The sequence below is a fragment of the Denitratimonas organivorans genome, assembly GCF_037478135.1.
Lineage (GTDB): Bacteria > Pseudomonadota > Gammaproteobacteria > Xanthomonadales > Xanthomonadaceae > Denitratimonas.
Window position 1 is genome coordinate 196,799 of record NZ_JBBHDV010000004.1, and the last position, 19,321, is coordinate 216,119.

General features: G+C 65.2%; 16 protein-coding genes. 7 read left to right on the top strand and 9 right to left on the bottom strand.

Going from position 1 to position 19,321, the window contains the following annotated elements; all coding sequences use genetic code 11:
- Positions 1 to 50: 50 nt before the first annotated feature.
- Together WDB66_RS06265 and WDB66_RS06270 are read right to left on the bottom strand one after the other, a co-directional pair.
- Entirely contained in the window at positions 51 to 443 is a 393-nt protein-coding gene (locus WDB66_RS06265) for a hypothetical protein (protein WP_339397673.1), read from the bottom strand.
- A gap of 335 nt (positions 444 to 778) precedes the next feature.
- On the bottom strand, positions 779 to 2,038 hold the full coding sequence (locus WDB66_RS06270) for an NAD(P)/FAD-dependent oxidoreductase (protein WP_339397674.1): 1,260 nt from the start codon (positions 2,036 to 2,038) through the stop codon (positions 779 to 781).
- Between the two features lie 277 nt (positions 2,039 to 2,315).
- On the opposite strand from WDB66_RS06270, the gene WDB66_RS06275 reads away from it, so the two are divergent.
- On the top strand, positions 2,316 to 3,815 hold the full coding sequence (locus tag WDB66_RS06275; protein WP_339397675.1) for an MFS transporter: 1,500 nt from the start codon (positions 2,316 to 2,318) through the stop codon (positions 3,813 to 3,815).
- On the top strand, positions 3,788 to 4,600 hold the full coding sequence (locus tag WDB66_RS06280; RefSeq protein ID WP_339397676.1) for an MFS transporter: 813 nt from the start codon (positions 3,788 to 3,790) through the stop codon (positions 4,598 to 4,600). The genes WDB66_RS06275 and WDB66_RS06280 overlap by 28 nt, the downstream gene beginning before the upstream one ends.
- A gap of 165 nt (positions 4,601 to 4,765) precedes the next feature.
- Here the strand turns inward: WDB66_RS06280 and acnB are convergent, their stop codons facing one another.
- The 5 genes from acnB to WDB66_RS06305 form a co-directional block, all read right to left on the bottom strand.
- Positions 4,766 to 7,363 (bottom strand): bifunctional aconitate hydratase 2/2-methylisocitrate dehydratase, encoded by a 2,598-nt coding sequence (acnB, locus tag WDB66_RS06285; protein ID WP_339397677.1) that lies wholly within the window; start codon positions 7,361 to 7,363, stop codon positions 4,766 to 4,768.
- Between the two features lie 55 nt (positions 7,364 to 7,418).
- Positions 7,419 to 7,838: a type II toxin-antitoxin system VapC family toxin gene (locus WDB66_RS06290; protein ID WP_339397678.1), complete on the bottom strand. Its 420-nt coding sequence runs from the start codon at positions 7,836 to 7,838 to the stop codon at positions 7,419 to 7,421.
- Positions 7,835 to 8,143: an AbrB/MazE/SpoVT family DNA-binding domain-containing protein gene (locus WDB66_RS06295; RefSeq protein WP_339397679.1), complete on the bottom strand. Its 309-nt coding sequence runs from the start codon at positions 8,141 to 8,143 to the stop codon at positions 7,835 to 7,837. The genes WDB66_RS06290 and WDB66_RS06295 overlap by 4 nt, the downstream gene beginning before the upstream one ends.
- Before the next feature lie 247 nt (positions 8,144 to 8,390).
- Positions 8,391 to 9,902: a carotenoid oxygenase family protein gene (locus WDB66_RS06300; protein ID WP_339397680.1), complete on the bottom strand. Its 1,512-nt coding sequence runs from the start codon at positions 9,900 to 9,902 to the stop codon at positions 8,391 to 8,393.
- Positions 9,902 to 10,321, bottom strand: a complete 420-nt coding sequence (locus tag WDB66_RS06305; RefSeq protein ID WP_339397681.1) for a DUF2141 domain-containing protein — start codon at positions 10,319 to 10,321, stop codon at positions 9,902 to 9,904. Before WDB66_RS06305 ends, WDB66_RS06300 begins: the two co-directional genes overlap by 1 nt.
- Positions 10,322 to 10,530: 209 nt before the next feature.
- Between WDB66_RS06305 and WDB66_RS06310 the strand changes: the two genes are divergently transcribed.
- Together WDB66_RS06310 and WDB66_RS06315 are read left to right on the top strand one after the other, a co-directional pair.
- Complete coding sequence (locus WDB66_RS06310; protein ID WP_339397682.1) at positions 10,531 to 11,646, top strand: sensor histidine kinase; 1,116 nt, start codon at positions 10,531 to 10,533, stop codon at positions 11,644 to 11,646.
- On the top strand, positions 11,643 to 12,275 hold the full coding sequence (locus WDB66_RS06315) for a response regulator (protein ID WP_339397683.1): 633 nt from the start codon (positions 11,643 to 11,645) through the stop codon (positions 12,273 to 12,275). Before WDB66_RS06310 ends, WDB66_RS06315 begins: the two co-directional genes overlap by 4 nt.
- A gap of 18 nt (positions 12,276 to 12,293) precedes the next feature.
- On the opposite strand, the gene WDB66_RS06320 is transcribed toward WDB66_RS06315, so the two are convergent.
- Positions 12,294 to 14,717, bottom strand: coding sequence for a serine/threonine-protein kinase (locus WDB66_RS06320; RefSeq protein WP_339397684.1), 2,424 nt, complete (start codon positions 14,715 to 14,717; stop codon positions 12,294 to 12,296).
- Entirely contained in the window at positions 14,714 to 15,316 is a 603-nt protein-coding gene (locus WDB66_RS06325; protein WP_339397685.1) for an ECF-type sigma factor, read from the bottom strand. Before WDB66_RS06325 ends, WDB66_RS06320 begins: the two co-directional genes overlap by 4 nt.
- A gap of 254 nt (positions 15,317 to 15,570) precedes the next feature.
- Between WDB66_RS06325 and WDB66_RS06330 the strand changes: the two genes are divergently transcribed.
- Genes WDB66_RS06330 through WDB66_RS06340 form a run of 3 tightly spaced genes read left to right on the top strand, consistent with a single transcriptional unit; the run spans position 15,571 to position 19,219 of the window.
- Positions 15,571 to 17,085, top strand: a complete 1,515-nt coding sequence (locus WDB66_RS06330; RefSeq protein WP_339397686.1) for a vWA domain-containing protein — start codon at positions 15,571 to 15,573, stop codon at positions 17,083 to 17,085.
- Positions 17,086 to 17,113: 28 nt separating this feature from the next.
- Positions 17,114 to 17,740: a hypothetical protein gene (locus tag WDB66_RS06335; protein ID WP_339397687.1), complete on the top strand. Its 627-nt coding sequence runs from the start codon at positions 17,114 to 17,116 to the stop codon at positions 17,738 to 17,740.
- Between the two features lie 3 nt (positions 17,741 to 17,743).
- Positions 17,744 to 19,219 (top strand): choice-of-anchor Q domain-containing protein, encoded by a 1,476-nt coding sequence (locus tag WDB66_RS06340; protein WP_339397688.1) that lies wholly within the window; start codon positions 17,744 to 17,746, stop codon positions 19,217 to 19,219.
- The last annotated feature ends 102 nt before the right edge of the window (positions 19,220 to 19,321 follow it).

The window sequence follows — 19,321 nt, forward strand, 5'->3', positions numbered from 1 at the left end:
CTGTGCCGGCCTGCCTTCGCGGTCTGCCTTCGCGCCTGGCTCGGTGCGACTTACTCGCAGCGCAGATTCTGCAGCGCGGTGGCGTAGCGCATCACGAACAGCCCGACGCCGTCCTCCACTTCATCCTCGTGCGTATTGTTCAGGCGCGCCAGCAGGCGCTGGTAGCGCGCATCGTCGGACTGGATCGGAATATCGATGAATATATGCCCCTGGTACGGCACTTCATGGAAACCATCGAGCAGAAAAGGCAGGCAGCATTGCCAGGCGATGCCTTCCTGTTCCAGCCAGGTCAGCAGCCGGGCGCGGGCCGGATCGGTTTCCCAGGGCAAATGCATGGCTTCGCTGCGCAGCGACACGATCGCGCGTCCATGGCAGAACACCAGCATCAGCACATCGCGTTGCAGGTGGCGTGCAATGGCATCGATGGAGTCTATGCGGCTCATTCCGCGATAACCGCAGCATGCGCGCCATCGCAATTGCTCAACCCTGCCCCGCCATGACTCCGGTGCGCGGATGGATCGATATACGATAGCCCAAGCCGGGTGGCCTGCTGCATGGTGCGCCCCCCCTGTAGGACGGTTGCGGTTCCAATACGAAGGCGATCCTGCCTGCCGGTGAATCCCGGCATGTCATCGGCCGACACGCCTGCAACAGCCACGCGGCAATCACCGCCAATGGCTGCGGATAATGATGCCCGTTTCACCGTGCGTTTGGAATATCACCGACCAGCGGCGTCAAACACCGCGTCAAGGGAGCCTGCGGAATCACCGCAGGCAGATCAGTCAAAGCGTGCGCGTCGATACGGTGCCAATGGAATCGCTGGCTCGCGTGCGGCCATCATGTCGGCCACCAGGCGTCCGGTGATCGGCGCCTGGGTCAATCCCAGATGGCCATGACCGGTGGCCAGATAAATCTCGTGTTCGCCCAAGCGATCGATAATCGGCAACGAATCCGGTGTGCACGGGCGATAACCGGACCATTCGGCCCGGACTTCGCCCTGCAGACCGGGGAACAATCTCCGTGCATCGGCATCGCGGCGCTGGATCAGGTGGTAATGCGGGTCGCGCCCGATGGCGGTCAGTTCCTTGATGCTGGTCATGCGGATGCCCTGCACCATCGGCGACAGCACCATGTAACGCTCAGCCCAGAGCGTGGGGCGGTGCACCACGTCGGCCTGTTTCGGATACATCAGGTGATAACCGCGCGCCGGAATCACCGGAATGCGGGTATTGAAATCGCGCAGCAGCGCATTGCTCCAGGCACCGGCCGCCACTACCACGGCCTTGGCCTGCACGCTGCCGTGATCGGTGACGATGCGATAACCACCCTGCTCCGCTCGGAACTGCGCCACTGCAGCGCGAAAACTCTGCACGCCGCACGCTTCCAGCGCTTCGCCCAGCCGCTGGCAGAACTGGCCGGGATCCCGCATCGCCAGCGACTGGTCCTGGAATACGGCGCGGGTGAACTGCTCGCCGATGCCAGGCTCCAGGTCACGCAATTGCTGCGCGTCCAGCACCTGGTAGCTGACCCCGCGTTCGCTCATCAGCTGCCGCTCCCAGGCGCCGGCCTCGAACGTGGATTCCTGCCCGTAGACATGCAGATAACCGGTATCGGCCACCAGTTCGCGCGCATCGATGGCCTCGGCCAGATCCAGCCAGGCATCACGCGAGGCGGTATTGATCGCGTGCATTGCATCGATGATCGGCATCACCCGGCCCTTGCCGCCTTCGCGCACGAAGCGCAACAGCCAGCCGAACCAGTTGCGCCACGCGCCGTAATCCAGCTTCAGCGGTGCATCGGCATCGAACATCATGCCCAGCCCCTTGCCCATGATGCCCGGCGTGGACTGCGGCAACAGGTTGCCGATCGAGATCGAACCGGCATTGCCGTAAGAGGTTTCACGCCCGAAACCGTGCGGATCGATCAGCAGGCAATCGCGCCCGAGCTGTTGCAGGTGGAAGGCACAGGAAAGCCCGACGATGCCGCTGCCGATGATGGCGATGTCGGTGTTGCGCGGGGTAGTGATGGCGTCAGTCACGATGTCGTGTCCGTTGCAGGCAGGCGGAAAGGTGAAGCCGGTTCCGCATCCCGCAAGGCCACTGCCCCGCGATGCCTGAAGACCGCTTCGTGCACGGGCCATTGTCGATGATCCGGGCATGGCAGGGAAAGGCCGGCACCACCACCTTCACAGCCGCGATGCACGACTTGCGCTGTCATATCGCGCGGCCGGGATCACTGCGAGGATCGCGATGCAGGCCCGTGTCGGCCGTTTCCCTGGCCAACGCGGATGACATCCCGCTTCCCGGAGGCCCTCCATGTCGATCCCGTCGATCCTTTCCGATCTTGCCAGTAGACGCGAGCACCGCGAGGCGCTGTACAAGGATTTCCACCGCCATCCCGAGCTGTCGTTGCAGGAGTACCGCACCGCCGAAAAGATCGAGGCGGAGTTGGCCGCTTACGGTGTCGACGAGGCGCTGCACACGCATCGCGAGCACTGGTCGGGCACCTTCATCGCGGTGTTCCAGCCGGGCGAGGAAAACGCTGCCGGTGCCAAGGCGATGGTCGCCGACGGCATCGTCGACAAGGTGCCCAAGCCGGATGTGTATCTGGGCCAGCATGTGCTTGGCAGCCTGCCCGGCGGTGCTGTCGGCATCCGTCCCGGCCCGCTGTTTTCCGCTGCCGCATCGATTGAAATCACGCTGCACGGCAAGGGTTCGCACGGCTCGATGCCGAACCTGGGTGTGGACCCGATCGTGCTCGGCTCGGCCATCGTGGGACGTTTGCAAACCATCGTCTCGCACGAGGTGGCGCCGAAGGAAACCGCCGTGGTCACGGTCGGCAGTTTCCACGCCGGCACCAAGTCCAACATCATTCCCGATTCGGCCGTGCTGCGACTCAATACCCGTGCCTTCAACAAGGATGTCGAAAAGCATCTGCACGAGGCCATCGAACGCATCGTCCGCGCCGAGTGTGAGGCGGCGCGTTTGCCGAAGCCGCCGGAGTTCCGCTATTACGACCAGTACCCGCTGACCTCCAATCATGCCGAACCGACGGCGAAGGTGCGCGCCGCCTTCGCTGGACCGTGGCACCGAGGCGATCATCGTGACCGCCTCGCCGTGGCTGATCAGGAGCAAGTCATGAGCGCCGCCGATACCGCACCGGTGAACCCCACCGGTTTCAAGGGCAACGATTCGGCCCTGTTCGGCATCGTGCTGGCGGTCGTCACCTTCTGGCTGTTCGCGCAGACCACGATGAACATCGGCCCACTGATGGCCGAGGATGTCGGCATGCCGATGCCGGTGATGAACATCGCGATCTCGCTGTCGGCGCTGTTCTCGGGCATGTTCATCGTGGTGCTCGGCGGCCTCGGTGATCGCTATGGCCGGGTGAAGATCGTCTTCCTCGGCAAAGTGCTCAACATTGTCGGTTCGCTGCTGATCGCGTTCGCGATCGAGGGCGCGCTGGCCACGCCGATGATCCTGCTGGGCCGCATCCTCCAAGGCCTGGCCGCCGGCGCGATCATGCCCTGCGCCATGGCCCTTCTGAAGGCCTGCTGGGACGGCCGCGACCGCCAGCGCGAGGTGTCGATGTGGTCGATCGGTTCCTGGGGCGGCTCGGGGATGATCGCGATCTTCGGCGGCTTCATGGCCTCCACGGTGCTGGGCTGGCGCGCGATCTTTGTGATCTGCGCGCTGGTGTCGGTGGCCTCGATCGCGCTGATGCGGCAGATCCCCGAGTCCGCACCGCTGGCCGGCCCGGCAAGACCGATTGGATCGGCATCATTTCCATGGCGGTGGGCCTGGCAGCATTGCTGATCGTGGTGACGCAAGGCTCGACCATCGGCTGGGCGAATATGCTGACCTGGGGCCTGTTCGGACTGTTCATCGCCGCCTTCGGTGTCTTCATCAACGCCGAGTTGCACGCGACGAGCCCGCTGGTGGACTTCAAGCTGTTCCGCAACACCGTGTTCACCGGCGCCACGATTTCCAACTTCCTGATCAATGGCACTGCCGGCGCGCTGACAGTGTCGCTGTGGGTGTTGCAGGGCACGGCCGGGATGTCGGCGGCCACGGCCGGATATCTGACCATCGGTTATGTGGCCTGCATCATCGTCTTCATCCGGGTCGGCGAAAAGCTGCTGCAACGCTTCGGCCCCCGCACCTCGATGCTGTGGGGCTGCCTGATTGTGCTGGCCGCGACCCTGCTGCTGGTGGGCACGCATACCCTGCAATGGCAGTACACGATGCTGGCCGCGCTCGCCTGCTCGCTGTTCGGGCTGGGCCTGGCGTTCTATGCCACGCCCTCGACGGATGCGGCACTGACCAACCTGCCGGGCGATCAGGCCGGCGCCAGTGCGGGCATCTACAAGATGGCCTCGTCGCTGGGCGCCGCTTTCGGTGTGGCCGCTTCGGCGGCGCTGTTCACCGCGCTGGCCAGCACCGGTCTGGAAGTGGTCGGCAGCGTGATCGAGTTCTCCGGCCGCCAGGACAATCTGGCCGTACGCGAAGCCGGCATGGTCGGCCTGGCCTTCAACGCGCTGATGGCGATCGCCGCACTGATCTCGGTGACGATATTTATTCCGAAGCAGAAGAAGGGGTGAGGGCTCCGGTCAAACGAAGCCGAATGGGTGCGACAAGTGGTGTCGCATTGCAATCGCGGCTATAGCCGTTCCCACAGACAGCTGCAGCTGCAAGAAGGTGATCCCACAAAGAGAAACGCCCGGCGATGCCGGGCGTTTCCGTGTCTGCGGCTGCGGCGCCGGGGATCAGGCCGCGGTCACGCCCTCCGCCACCTCGCGGTACTCCTCGATCTGATCGAAGTTCATGTAGCGGTAGATCTCCTCTCCCTTGTCGTTGATCACGCCGACGTCGGTCAGGTACTCCTCGCGGGTCGGGATGCGGCCCAGGCGGGAGCAGATCGCCGCCAGTTCCGCCGAGCCCAGGTACACGTTGGAGTTGCGGCCCAGGCGGTTGGGGAAGTTGCGCGTGGAGGTGGACATGACCGTGGCGCCCTCGCGCACCTGGGCCTGGTTGCCCATGCACAGCGAGCAACCGGGCATTTCCATGCGCGCGCCGGCGGTGCCGAAGGTGCCGTAGTGGCCTTCCTTGGTCAGCTCGGCGGCGTCCATCTTGGTCGGCGGGGCCACCCAGAGGCGCGTGGGAATGTCGCGCTGGCCTTCCAGCAGCTTCGCGGCGGCCCGGAAGTGCCCGATGTTGGTCATGCACGAGCCGATGAACACCTCGTCGATGGTGTCGCCGGCCACGTCGGACAGGGTCTTCGCGTCGTCCGGATCGTTCGGGCAGCACACGATCGGCTCGACGATCGCGTCGAGGTCGATCTCGATCACCGCGGCGTACTCGGCGTCGGCATCGGGCTCAAGCAGCTGCGGGTCGGCCAGCCACTCTTCCATCTTCGCGATGCGGCGCTGCAGGGTGCGGGCGTCGGCGTAGCCTTCGGCGATCATCCACTTCAGCAGCACGATGTTGCTGGTGAGGTATTCGATGATCGGCGCCTTGTCCAGACGCACGGTGCAGCCGGCGGCTGAGCGCTCGGCCGAGGCGTCGGCCAGCTCGAAGGCCTGCTCGACCTTGAGCTCGGGCAGGCCCTCGATCTCGAGGATGCGGCCGGAGAAGATGTTCTTCTTGCCCTGCTTGGCCACGGTCAGCAGGCCCTGCTTGATGGCGTACAGCGGAATCGCGTGCACCAGGTCGCGCAGGGTCACGCCGGGTTGCATCTTGCCCTTGAAGCGCACCAGCACCGACTCGGGCATGTCCAGCGGCATCACGCCGGTGGCGGCGGCAAAGGCCACCAGGCCCGAGCCCGCCGGGAACGAGATGCCGATCGGGAAGCGCGTGTGCGAGTCGCCGCCGGTGCCGACGGTGTCGGGCAGCAGCATGCGGTTGAGCCAGCTGTGGATGATGCCGTCGCCCGGGCGCAGCGACACGCCGCCACGAGTGGAGATGAACTCCGGCAGGGTGTGGTGGGTCTTCACGTCCACCGGCTTCGGATACGCCGCGGTGTGGCAGAACGACTGCATTACCAGGTCGGCGGAAAAGCCGAGGCAGGCCAGGTCCTTCAGCTCGTCGCGGGTCATCGGGCCGGTGGTGTCCTGCGAGCCCACGGTGGTCATCTTCGGCTCGCAATAGGTGCCCGGGCGCACACCCTGGCCTTCCGGCAGGCCGCAGGCGCGGCCGACCATCTTCTGCGCCAGCGTGAAGCCCTTGCCGGTGTCGGCCGGCGCGGCCGGCTGGCGGAACAGGTCGGTGGCCGGCAGGCCCAGCGACTCGCGCGCCTTGGCGGTCAGGCCACGGCCGATGATCAGCGGGATGCGGCCGCCGGCGCGCACCTCGTCGAACAGCACGTCGGACTTGACCTCGAACTCGGCGATCACCTCACCGCCCTTCAGCGCCTTGCCCTCGTACGGACGCAGCTCGACCACGTCGCCGTGATCCATCTTCGACACGTCGAGCTCGATCGGCAGCGCGCCGGCGTCTTCCATGGTGTTGTAGAAGATCGGTGCGATCTTGCCGCCCAGGCAGACGCCGCCGAAGCGCTTGTTCGGGATGTAGGGGATGTCCTCGCCCGTCCACCACAGCACGCTGTTGGTGGCCGACTTGCGGCTGGAGCCGGTGCCGACCACGTCGCCGACGTAGGCGACCAGGTGCCCCTTCTCCTTCAGCGACAGGATCTCCTGGATCGGGCCGCGCTTGCCGTCTTCTTCCGGCACGAAGGGCGCGTCGGGGCGCTTGTTCTTCAGCATCGCCAGCGCGTGCATCGGGATGTCGGGTCGGGTGGTGGCGTCGGGTGCCGGCGACAGGTCGTCAGTATTGGTCTCGCCCGGCACCTTGAACACGGTGATGGTCAGCGACTCCGGCACTTCCGGCTTCGAGGTGAACCATTCGGCGTCGGCCCAGCTCTGCAGCACCGCGCGCGCGTTGGCGTTGCCGGCCTTGGCCTTCTCCTCAATGTCGTGGAAGGCATCGAACACCAGCAGGGTGTGCTTCAGGCCTTCCGCGGCGACCGGGCCGAGGGTGGCGTCATCAAGAAGTTCGATCAGCGGCGCGACGTTGTAGCCGCCCAGCATGGTGCCGAGCAGCTCGGTAGCCTTCTCGCGTGAAATCAGCGTGCAGGTTTCCTTGCCGAATGCCACGGCCGCCAGATAACTGGCCTTGACCTTGGCGGCGTCGTCGACGCCGGCAGGCACACGGTGGGACAGCAGCTCGACAAGGAACTGCTCCTCGCCGGCCGGCGGGTTCTTCAGCAGCTCGATGACCTCGGCGGTCTGCTGCGCGCTCAGCGGCAGCGGCGGGATGCCGAGCGCGGCGCGTTCGGCGATATGTTGGCGGTAACTGGCGAGGAACATTCGGGTTCTCCGGTGGCGTGTGGGGGGAGTGGAAAAAGTTTCGGGAAGTGTGGAATCAGACCGGCGACGGTTCGATGACCCGCAGGCCCTTGAAGTAGTCGCGAAAAAATCCGCCGTCGCGGGTGATCAGGCCATTGCACTGCAACAGGGCATGGGCACCGACCAGGAAGTCGGGCACGGTGCGGACCGCCTGACCCAGGCCCGAGGTCTTGCGCCGCTGGTTGAAGCGGCGCTGCATTTCACCAGCACGGATCGCGGCGCGACGCTCGATGGGCAGATAGCGCAGGCCCATCTCCTCGACCACGTCCATGATGTCGGCACCGTGGCCCAAGCCAGCGGTGATTTCGCTCACCACCACGTCGCAGACCACCACCGGGCCAAGCATCAGGGCATCGCGCACGCAGCTTTCCGCCGCATCGGCCCGCACGTCCTCGCCGAGCAGATCGATCAGCACGTTGGTATCCACGGCGATCATTTCTTGCCCGGGTCAAGCAGGCCCGTCGGATCGTAATCCGCCGGATCGCGCAGCACTTCAAAGGGTTCCAGCGGATCGCCCGGCGCACGACCACGCAACTCGCGCATGATGTCGTCGGTGGTCGTGCCGAGCGGCAGCTTGAAGCGTCCACGGGCACGGGAAATCGCATCGTCCACGTTCTTGCGCAGGATGATGCGACCGCTTTCAAGCTCCACTTTCAACGTGGTGCCCTTGGTCAGGCCGAGGGCATCGCGCACGGCCTTGGGCAAGGTGATCTGCCCGCGTTCGGCAACAGTGGCTTCCATGAGGCGCTCCGACAGGAAAAATCGGAACGAAGTATACATACTTTTTCTTGCATACCCTGACTGGCATACAACCATGAGTGCATGGATATTGCCCGTTCAACGCCAACGATGGCGAGCTGAAACGAGCGATTCTGTCGCGCGGCATTCCACCACCCACGCATGTTCGCGAAAGGCACAGCCACCCGGACCATCAATCCGTCCAGCAGCAACAATCCCGGGATTCCCGCGGCGTAACCGTCCTCGGCGATCACGCCATGACGAAGCTGCCGTGAAATCCCAATGGCAACCATTGCGGCAGAAAGGCGCGGCAGCGTGGGCCATCCGCGATGCGGGCGGCGTCGAATACCGACAGGCACAGGCGGCGGCTGGGCAAGTGTAGGGCGGTGCCGAGCAACCAGCCGTCGTCGCGGCGGGCGTTGAACGAACGCGGCACGAACAGGTGTTCTTCCACCAGCCAGTCGCTGCCGTAGACGAAACGGTCCACGCGATCGCGGCGCGCATCCCAGGACAGTACGCTGTCCAGATACGGTGAACGCATATCGCTGCGCGCAGTGAACCAGCAGCGACCGCCTGAATCGTGGTGGCGTGTGTCCCAGACCGGGAACTCGGTGCGATCCGGCCCGGCCTGCGACAATCGCGCTTCGCCTGCGTCCAGCGGCAGTTCGATCCGCGCCAGTGGTCCGCTGGCTGGCAAGGGGCGTGCTTCACCGCGCATCGGTGCGCTCAGACTGTCGATCAGCGCCGCACCGTCGGCGTGCCAGCAGGCATGCAACGCGATGCAGTCAGCCTCTTCATGCGCATCGGTGTGGTGAAAGGCCAAGCCCGCCGACAGGTGATACCGGCGCGGGCGGTCAAGCGCATCCTTGGCGACGACAATGACTTCGCAGCCAGCCTCCGGCGTCCAGTGCATGCGCTCGAAGAACGCACCATCCGCCTCGGGCCGGTACAGCCACGGCGCCAGCACGAACACCAGATGGCGGCGAGTCTGCACGAAGCTGTGCAGGTAACCCCGCTTCTCCAGCGTGATCGGGGCAACGGTGGCGTGTTCGCCAGCCGCATCGATGCGCCAGACCAGCAGCGTCGGCGTGGTCGCATAGGCCGCCAATCCGACATTCCAAAGACTGCCATCGACGTCGCGCAGCGGATGGGCGGAAAACGGCAAACCGGCAAATTCCGCGTTGCCCCACTGGCGTGGACCGCGTGCGTGCAACGTTTCGGCATCGAGCTCCCAAGCCGAGCCACCTTCCCACAAGGCGTACATGCGGCCCGCGTGATGCAGCACGGATGTGTTGGCGACATTGAGATCGTCGTTGCCTTGCACCGCTTCGGCATCGTCGATGACGGTACCGGCTGTCGTTCGCAGGAACCGCCCGGCAGCCTGCTCGGCCACGAACTTGGGCGTGGCGACCATGCGCGCGCGATGCGTCAGCGCACCATCGCGCAATCGCCAGGCCTGCACCAGGCCGTCGCCGTCGAACCAGTGTCGATAGCGCTGGCCGGTACGCTCGAAACGTGCCGGGCCGTTGCGATAGAGCGTGCCGGAAAGCCCCGCCGGCGGCCTGCCTTCCCAGCGCAGCGTGCGTTCGGCCAGCGCCTCGCCGTCGAAACCCTGCCAGCCGAGCAGCCAGTCGTGACCGGCCAGCGCGGCATGGAACGCCTCGTGCAATGGATCGCATTCCGCCGCACGCAGCAGGCCTGCGGGAACCAGCCCGGCAGAGGCCGTTGCCAGCAGCCCGCGAAGCAAGTCACGACGGTGCATCAGCGCATCTCCACCACGATGCCGACACCCTCCTCCGGCACCCCGAACGCGACTTCCTCGAACTTTGCCCGACGCATGAGCCTCGGATTGTTGCTGAAGCCGTAGCCCTCGCGCGGGATGCCGAGCATATTGGTATCGAGCTTGCCGTTGTCGTTCTCGTCGTGCAGCACCAGCACGCCATAGCGACCCGGCACCAGATCGGCGAAGCGCAGCTCGATCGCGCCCTCGGTGGCGGCAATCTTCTGTGCGGCGAGCGAGCGAGCGCGGCCGTCCCAGCCGTCCTCGGAGTCGTACAGCGCCACCAGCACATGACCGTTGGCGCTGGCGACACCGCTGAGGCGGACATCGAGATCGGCGGCCATCGCCGACGCGACACCCAGACAGGACAGGACGAACAAACACAACGCATGACGCTTCATGGCGGAATCCTCGTGCAGTAGCGGGGGAAGCCAGTGTCGCGGCGCCGCGCCATGCGATCAGGTGCCCGCCGTCACCGCAGCGGGTGCCGAAAGTCACCTTGTGCGGCCAGCACGGCTCCAACACGCCTGGGCGCGCATACACTCCCGCCATGGTCGCCAGCGCCCCAACCTCGTCGTTCCCGCCCCGCATCGCACCGGCCCACCGGCGCATGATCGCGCCGCTGAATCTGCTCGGTTACGGACTCATCGTGCTGATCGCGGCCAACCAGATCGAGCCTGGACGCATCACGGACACGGGTCGCTACGCAACCTGCGTCGTGACGCTGGTGCTGTTCTTCGGCGGTTTCCTCGCCAATACCCTGCTGGACAGCCGCGGGTTCTGGAGCAAGGTCGCCATTGCCGCACAATTTCTGGCTGCGTTGGGCAACCTGTACCTGATCTTCGACGGCTTCAATCCGATCCTGCTGATCCTGATCGCCGCGCAACTGCCCGATCGCACCACCCCGCTGCGCGCCGCCGCGCTGATGCTCTGCGTCGATCTGGCGCTGTGGTGGCTGTTGCAGCACGTCCATCAGCAACCGCGTGCGGTGTTTTCCACCGCACTGTATGCCAGCTTCCAGTGGTTCGCCTGGCTTACCGCGCATTTCGCTTTCCGCGCCGGACGCGCCAACGAGGAACTGGCCGCAGTCAACGCGCACTTGCTGGCGACGCGCGGCTTGCTCGCCGAAGGCGTGCGCAACGGCGAACGGTTGCGACTTTCACGCGAATTGCATGATGTCGCCGGCCATGCACTGACCGGCCTCAAGCTGCACCTGGAACTGGCCCAGCGCCTGCCCGACGCAACCGCTCGCCACCACCGCCTCACTGCCGCAAGCGAACTGGCCGATCGCCTGCTCGACGACATCCACGCCGTGGTCGGCCAGTTGCGTCGCCACGATGGCGTCGCCGTGACCGATCTGCTGGCGACGGCCTGCGGTGGCTTTCCCGGCATCGACGTCATGCTTGATCTTCCGCCGACACTGCAGCTCGACGACGTCGATCGCGCCGATGTCCTGCTGCGCCTGGTGCAGGAGGCGCTGACCAATGCCGTGCGCCACGGTCGCGCGCGACGCGTGCGGGTGACGTTGCGCGAGGCCGACGGCACCCTCGACCTGTACATCGAAGACAACGGCCACGGCTGTGCCACGCCGCGCGAAGGCCACGGCCTCACCGGCATGCGCGAGCGACTGGCCGAATGCGACGGTCAGCTTTTCATCGACAGCGCGCCGGGGCGCGGCTTTCGCCTGCATGTCCGGCTGCCCGCACAAAGCGTATCCCAGTCATGAACGAGATCGTCGGCATTGCCCTGGTCGACGACCAGGATCTGGTGCGCGAAGGCGTCAAGAGCCTGCTCGCCCTCTCGGGCCGGGTGAAAGTGGTGCTGGAAGCGCGCGATGGCGACGGCCTGCTGGTCGGCATCGATGCCGCCTCGCCGGAAGTCGTGGTGATGGATATCCGCATGCCGGCGCGCGACGGATTTTCCGCGCTGGCCGAACTGCGTCGGCGCGGCAACCCGACGCCGGTGCTGCTCTTGACCACCTTCGACGACAACGCCTTGTGCGACCGCGCCATCGAGGCCGGCGCGCAGGGCTTCATGCTGAAGAACACCCGCCCGGAACAGTTGATCGACGCGATCTTCGCGCTGGCCCGTGGTGGTCGCGTGTTCCAGCCGCAGCCAACCAGCGTCACCACGCCGGACGCCAGCCTGACCGGACGCGACGCACCAGCGCTGAGCGAGCGCGAAATCGCCATCCTCCGCCTGATGGCCGGCGGCTACGCCAACCGCGAGATCGCTCGTGCCCTGTTTCTGGCCGAAGGCACGGTGAAGAACTACGTCTCCGACATCCTCGCCAAGCTCGACGCCCGCGACCGCACCCAGGCCGCGTTGAAGGCGATTTCCTGGCGGCTGATCTGAAGGCAGCCCATTTGCGCATCACCGCAACGATGCGGCCATCGCCTCGATCTGCGCACGCAGGGGCTGTGCCTGTGGCCCCAACTGGTCGGCCATTGCCCGGACACTTTGCAGATGCTGCGATGCAGCAACCGGTTCCCCGCTGTCGCGCAACAGCCAGGTGCGCGACAAGGCTAGGCGAAGTTGCAGCAATGCGGGCACATCGTCCCGTGCTTCGAGCAAGTCGAGCACCTCGCTGGCCGGAGCATGGGCTCCGGATGACAACAGGAGCTCCGCTCGCGTGACCTGCAAAGACAGCGTCAGCGGACTGGCATCGCCGGCATGCGTCAGGGCCATCGGCTCGGCTTCTTCGATCAGTTCCAAGGCAGCCGACACGTCGCCGCGCGCCTGCAACATCCGTGCCTGGTTTCCGATCAATGCGGCCGTTGCGGCAGATGGGCCGAACGCGGCGCGACGAATGGCCAGGGCCATCTCGAAATGGGCAGCAGCCTGCTCCAACTCACCGCGCCGGAAGTAGGCGGCAGCCAGGTTGTTGAGGGTGTTGAGCGCATCATTGCCTGCCTCCAGATGCAGGCTGCGCCACACCCGCATGGCGCGCTGCGAGGTCTGGATGCCTTCATCGATGCGGCCAGCCTGGATATAGGCCGCGCCCAGGTTGGTGAGCAGGGCGGCGGTTTCGAAATCCTCTTCGCCGGAGCGTTGCAGACGCTGCGGCAGGCTGGCCTCCAGCGTCTGGATGCCCAGTTCGATCTCGCCGCGCTGGCGCTCCAGTTGCGATTGCAGCATGCGACTGGTCAACAGGCGCTCCGCATGCCGCTGCGGCAAGCCCTGCCAATGAGACTGCGCCGCATGCAACAAGTCCACCGCCTCGGCGGCTTGTCCCATTCGAAACAACGCTTCGGCCAGGGCAAAGCGCACATCGGCCGCCATGTCCGGATCGTCGACCAACGACTCCCGTGCCAGCCAATTGCGCAGCAACGGCTCGGCGGCGGCATAGTCGTTGATGTACAGGTGCAACTCGCCCAGTGCATGCAATACCTGGGCGGCGGTGGCCGGGTCGTCGCTGAAATGGGCGTCGATGCGGGCCGCTGCCTGTTGCAATATCTGCTTGGCGGTCAATGCGCCGGCTGCGTCGCTGCGCTGGCCGGCATCGCGGAACATGTGTGCCAGCGCATCGCGCACACCCTTGGCGCGCAGGGCTTCGGTGCGGGCCGCGTCGCGTTCGCGCTCGGTCTGGCGCTGCGCCAACATCACGCTGAAGCTACCGGCCAGCACGCTGAGGACCAGCAGCGAGGAAACACCGGCGAGCAACCAGTGACGCCGCAGGGTGCAACCCAGGCGATAGAAAAACGCATCGCCGCGGGCATGCACCGGTTGCCGGGAAAGGTGGCGGGCCAGGTCGTCGCGCAAAGCCTCGACCGAGGCATAACGGGCATCGGGTTCCGGCTGCAGGGCCCTGGCAACGATGGCATCCAGATCGCCGCGCAATTGCCGGGCCTGCGACGGTGTGCCCGCCTGCGTGCTGGGCGCTGGCGGCGGCCCGACGAGGGTGCGTTCCAGCAGCGCCAGGCCGCCCGAACCAGCCTTGCTGCCCCAAGGCGACTGCCCGGTCAGCAGTTCGTGCAGGATCAATCCCAGGGCATAGACATCGGCAGAGGTGGTCGGCTCGGCACCGCTCAATTGTTCGGGTGCCGCGTACCACGGCGTGAGCTGGGCGATGCCCGCGCCAGAAACGGTGGGCGCACGCAGGTCGACGTCAATCAATCGGGCGATGCCGAAATCCAGCAGGGCAACCCGGCCACCCGGGCGCAGCAGGATGTTCTGCGGCTTGAGGTCGCAATGCACCACGAGATGACGGTGTGCGTAGGCCACCGCATCGCAGACCTGGAGGAACAAGGCCAAGCGCGCCACCAGCGGCAGCGCACCCTGCTCGCAGTGTTCGATCAGCGAGCGGCCTGCGATGTATTCCATCACCATGTAGGGCCGACCATCGGCCATGGCACCGGCGTCGATCAGGCGCGCGATGCCGGGATGATCCAGCCGCGCCAAAAGGGCCTGCTCGCGTTCCAGCCGCGCCGAAGTGTCCTCGCGCCAGCGGTGCAGCAGTTTCACCGCCACCTGTTGCTCGAAGCGCCCATCGGCGCGTTCGGCCAGCCAGACTTCGCCGGTGCCTCCCTGCCCTGTGGGCTGCAACAATCGCCACGGCCCCAGCCGCTGGCCGCTCATGTCATCGGATACAGGCACCGCATCTTCCGGGTTTTCCAGAAAGCCGACTGAACGCGCCATCGCATCGAGCAGGCGCGTCACCTCGCCATGCAGCGCGGGATCATTCGCACACGCCGTATCCAGCCAGTGCTTGCGCTCGTCTTCGGGAAGGTCCAGCGCCGCATCCAGCAACGCCTCGATGCGTGCGAAGTGGATCGCTTCCTGACTCGGACCACTCACGGCGCCACGTGCTCGTCAATCGATGCCGCTTCACCTTCGCCCAGTTCCGAATACAGCCAGGCGCGGGCCTTGGCCCAGTCGCGCCGCACCGTGCGCGTGGTCACGCCCATTGCCTCGGCGGTCTGTGCGTCGCTGAAACCGGCGAAGTAACGGCACTCCACCACCTGTGCCAGACGCGGGCTGAGCCCGGCCAGTTTCTCGACCGCATCGTGTATGTGCAGGAGCTGTTCGTCGCTGCCGGCCGGTACGTCGAGTGCTTCCTCCAGCGGCAGCATGGCGATGTCCTGGCTGCGCTTTTCGGCACGGCGCGCGAGCGCGTCGTTGATCAGCACATGGCGCATCGCCAGCGCTGCGGTACCCAGGAAATGCCTGCGGCCACGCCAACCCGGCATGCGCTGGAGTTTCAGCCAGGCTTCGTTGACCAGTGCCGTAGTGTTCAACGTGGCACCGGCGCGTTGGCGAAAGCGCTCGCGATGGGCCATCTGGCGCAGGTCCGCATACAGCACGTCGATCAGTTCGCGCAGCAGGGCACGGTCCTGGTCCGAAGCGGCGGCGGGGATAGGCAATGAATCCAGGCTCATGCCGGAAGTGTGGCACATGCCGGATCCCCGCTGCGCATCGCCAGGTGCGACACGCAGACAGCAAAACGCGCACGACGAGGACATTCCTGGCCTGACCAGCGCGAAGTCCCCGGAGTGCCACCCCGCATGTCCTCGCCCGGCATCGGACCTTGTTTGGTTCAGATATCCCCATGCGCTTCCGGAGCCTGCCCGTGACATCGTCCTTCCGCTTCAGACATCCCCTCCACCTGCCCGCAATCGGGCTGGCCCTGGCTCTGTCCGCCTCTGCCAGCGTGGCGCAACCGTCTGATCACGTATCGATCCTGATCCTGGATGCTTCCGGCTCGATGTGGGACCAACTGGACGACGGCAAGAGCAAGATCGAAGTGGCGCGCACGGTAATGGCGGATTTCTTCGCACGCCGCGACCCACAGGAACCGCTTGGCGTGATCGCCTACGGCCATCGCCAGCGTGGCGATTGCCTGGACATCGAAGTAGTGGCCCCGCCCGGCGTATACGATGCCGCCAATCTGTCCGGACATCTGGCGAAGATAAGCCCGCGCGGCATGACGCCCATTTCCGAAAGCCTGCGCATCGCAGCGCACCAGATTCCGCGCACCGCCGAACGTGCCGACATCATCCTGGTCACCGATGGCCTGGAAACCTGCGATGCGGACCCCTGCGCCATGGCCGCCGAACTGGCTGCACAGGGCGTATCGATCCGCGCACATGCGGTCGGTTTCGGGCTGACCAGCGAGCAGGCCAACGCGATGCGCTGCATCGCCGATACAACCGGCGGCCTGCTGCTCACGCCACAGAGCGGCCGCGAATTGAGCGACGCACTGGCACGCATCGAACAGCTTGATGCCGCCCCCGCTCCCGAACCGGAAGCCTTCTTCGACATCGGCGACAAGGCCGAGGCCGGCCACACCTACCGCATCGGCTACCGGGGAACAGCACATCCCAGCAACTACGCCGGCTTTACTCGGCGCGGCGAAGGCAGGCCTCCCTCAAGCCCCTCCTTTGGCGTGATCGGCGGTGCCGGAGAAAGCGGCAACAACCCTTTCAGCAAGCGGGCACCGCTTGAGCCAGGCGACTACGACCTGATCCTCACCGGCCCCAACGGCAGCGTGGTTGCGCGCCAGGCGATCGAGGTGGTTGCGGCGAGCAACGGTTTCGATCCGGTGGGTTCGGTGGCACTCGGTGAACGCTTCGCACTGAGCTGGCGCGGCCCCAACCAGGTCAGCGAACGGGTGGTCATCGCCCGCCCCGACGATCCGCCGCAAACCTACGGCAAGAGCTGGGGTTATCCCCTCACCCACAAGGGAAACATGCGCCTCACCGCACCGGCAGAGGCCGGGCTTTACGAGCTGCGCTACCTCTCGGCCAACGGGCGCGAGGTCTTGTTCTCGCGCCAATTCGGCGTGGGCATCGCCTACGTGGATGAAGACACCACCACGACTGCGCAACTTGCCGATGCCGCTGCCGCAGCAGTCCGCGCCGACCCGGCACAGGACGCGTTGCCGCTGGTGCGCGCCACCTTCCGCATTCCCGCCAACTTCCCGCAGATCGCACTGAGCTGGTCGGCGATTCCGCTGGACGCCGACATGAGTCCGGAAGCGTGGGCACCACAGACCGAGATGATCGTGGGCGAAGGCGAATTCGAGCCGGGCCGCTACGAGGTCTACACCCAAGGGCCGGGCGAAGTCGAGTTTCGAGGCGAGGTCGAGATCGTGCCGGGACAGGCCAACGACTTCGTGATCCCGCTGGTGGCCGAACCCGATACCGCCGAACCCGGCACCCACTGAACCTATCCCGTTTCCTGGAGCACATCGCATGACATCCAAGCCCGCCTTTCTCTTTATCGCCGCCCTCTGCCTCCCCGCACTGACCGCCTGCGGCGCGCAAAGCCCGGATACACCGCCCACCGGCAGCGGCGCGGTGGATCGCATCATCGCCAAGGAAGTCGACAACGCACGCAAGCCCAATACAGCGCGCGGCATCGCGATCCGCCGCATCGGATTCAAGGAAATCTTCGCCGGCACCGCCATTCAGTACGGTGCGACATTCAAAGACGAAAACCTCGTCGACCTGGAACTGAGCGCCCATCGCCTTGAAGGCCAGCAGATGCTCAAGAGCGGCGCACGCATGGAGAACCTGCCCATGACGGAAGGCGCCGTCGCCATCGATGCGGATAAGGGAGAAACCGCCCCCAGCATGACGCTCACCGGCGTCCCTGGCCACGAAAGCATCTCACTGCGGATGCAACAGGGCACGCTCACCATCGGCACCCTGGATCACGAAAAGGACTCCTTCACCGGTGTTCCCGTCATAAAAGGCTTCGAGGTGAACTTCGAGGGTCGGTTTCTGGCCTTCTCCGAGGATGCCAGCAAGATCGTGGTCGACCCTGTCGAGAATCGCGGCGTGACCATCTCCGGCTCCGTGCGTTATCACAAGGATTGAGCCATGCGATCCCTCATCATTTCCACGCTGGCCGCAGCAGTGCTGTGCCTGGCCTCGCCCAGCGCACAAGCCGTTCTTTCCTACTGGGTCAGCAACACCAACAACAGCGGCCCCGGATCGTTGCGCGAGGCCATCGTCACGGCAAACAGCCAATCCGATGATGTAGTCCGGATCTACTTTCTAGCCCAGGACTATCCGCAGAACGGCACAATCCAGTTGCTCGGCCCGCTCCCGGTGATAACGAAAAGAGATTTCGCCATCGAGGGCGGCAACAGCAATCCACGCATCATCGCGCATGACGGCAGCACCACGGCCATCATGAATTTCTCCCACACCGTGGAACGCATTGGCATTACCGGAATGCGTTTCGAAGGGGGGCGCAGCCACAGCAGCGGTGGCTGCATCGCGGCAGGGCGCAGCAACATCAATGATCCAAGAATGATCGTGACCATCGGGCAAAGCCAGTTCACCGACTGTCAGTCCATCGCACAAGACAACGTCAACACCGCCGGCGGTGCCATCATCGTGAGAAACACCTTTGCGTGGATGACGGTTCAAGACACGCTGTTTTCCAACAATCGCGTCTTCAACGACACAACCGGCTTCGCCAGCGGCGGAGGTGGTGCGATCTCCTTTCTGGGGGAGAGTCTCCGCATCGAAAACAGCCGCTTCCACAACAACCGGGCGGAACTGATCTTCGCCAATGGCGGTGCCATCAGCACCGGCACCAACCTGACACAACTGGTGCTGCGCGACAGCATCTTCGCCAACAACCGTGCGACAGGTGAAACCCATCCAAGCCACGGCGGTGCGATTTCGTCAGGCTGTTTTGCAGATTGCCAGATCTTCTTCGAACGGAACTACTTCACCAACAACCAGGCAGCGTACGGCGGTGTTGCCTATCTTCGCCGAAGCAATGTCGGCGACAGGATTACAGCGGACCTGATGAACAACACCTTCCACGCCAATCAAGCCTCCCAGGCAGGCGGTGCGCTCGTTCTGGATCACACCGTTCCGGAACTGCACTTCAATACCTTCGAAAACAACAGCGCCCCCTCTGGCGCACACCTTTACGTTACCTCGTCGATACTCGGCTACATCTCCCACAACGCACTGGGACACGTCAGCAGCGGCGACACGGGGTGTCATTTCGACGCCTCCACCGTCGCAGCAGCCCAGAGTGCGTTCAATGCCTTTGTCGCATCCAGTTGTGCGCAGAAACTCCAGCCCGGTGCCACCCTGCTGGCTACCACCGCGCCATACGCTCTGGACGTGAGCCAGGACATGCCGGTTATCGCCTACGCGGCGGATGGGCCGTTGACCGACACGGGCTCAACGGGAATCGCCTGCTTTGGCACCGATGCGCGCGGCAACCCGCGCCCGCTGGATGGCAACGGCGACGGCATCGCCCGTTGCGACATCGGCGCATACGAACGCCCCGATCCGTACAACTTGTTCGCCGACGGCTTCGAACCTTGAGAGAGCTTCAGGGCCAGCACATCGCGGGGCCGTATACTTGACGGGAACAACTTCACATAGCGTTCGCAGGGGGCCGCCCCTGCCCTGCCACAGGAGTTCTAC

What these genes read in the sequence shown, in the direction of transcription:
- WDB66_RS06315 (WP_339397683.1), top strand. Translation starts at nt 11,643, where the DNA reads ATGAACGAGATCGTCGGCATTGCCCTGGTCGACGACCAGGATCTGGTG.
- WDB66_RS06310 (WP_339397682.1), top strand. Translation starts at nt 10,531, where the DNA reads ATGATCGCGCCGCTGAATCTGCTCGGTTACGGACTCATCGTGCTGATC.
- WDB66_RS06265 (WP_339397673.1), bottom strand. Translation starts at nt 443, where the DNA reads ATGAGCCGCATAGACTCCATCGATGCCATTGCACGCCACCTGCAACGC.
- WDB66_RS06340 (WP_339397688.1), top strand. Translation starts at nt 17,744, where the DNA reads ATGCGATCCCTCATCATTTCCACGCTGGCCGCAGCAGTGCTGTGCCTG.
- WDB66_RS06280 (WP_339397676.1), top strand. Translation starts at nt 3,788, where the DNA reads ATGGCGGTGGGCCTGGCAGCATTGCTGATCGTGGTGACGCAAGGCTCG.
- WDB66_RS06295 (WP_339397679.1), bottom strand. Translation starts at nt 8,143, where the DNA reads ATGGAAGCCACTGTTGCCGAACGCGGGCAGATCACCTTGCCCAAGGCC.
- acnB (WP_339397677.1), bottom strand. Translation starts at nt 7,363, where the DNA reads ATGTTCCTCGCCAGTTACCGCCAACATATCGCCGAACGCGCCGCGCTC.
- WDB66_RS06275 (WP_339397675.1), top strand. Translation starts at nt 2,316, where the DNA reads ATGTCGATCCCGTCGATCCTTTCCGATCTTGCCAGTAGACGCGAGCAC.
- WDB66_RS06305 (WP_339397681.1), bottom strand. Translation starts at nt 10,321, where the DNA reads ATGAAGCGTCATGCGTTGTGTTTGTTCGTCCTGTCCTGTCTGGGTGTC.
- WDB66_RS06325 (WP_339397685.1), bottom strand. Translation starts at nt 15,316, where the DNA reads ATGTGCCACACTTCCGGCATGAGCCTGGATTCATTGCCTATCCCCGCC.
- WDB66_RS06335 (WP_339397687.1), top strand. Translation starts at nt 17,114, where the DNA reads ATGACATCCAAGCCCGCCTTTCTCTTTATCGCCGCCCTCTGCCTCCCC.
- WDB66_RS06300 (WP_339397680.1), bottom strand. Translation starts at nt 9,902, where the DNA reads ATGCACCGTCGTGACTTGCTTCGCGGGCTGCTGGCAACGGCCTCTGCC.
- WDB66_RS06290 (WP_339397678.1), bottom strand. Translation starts at nt 7,838, where the DNA reads ATGATCGCCGTGGATACCAACGTGCTGATCGATCTGCTCGGCGAGGAC.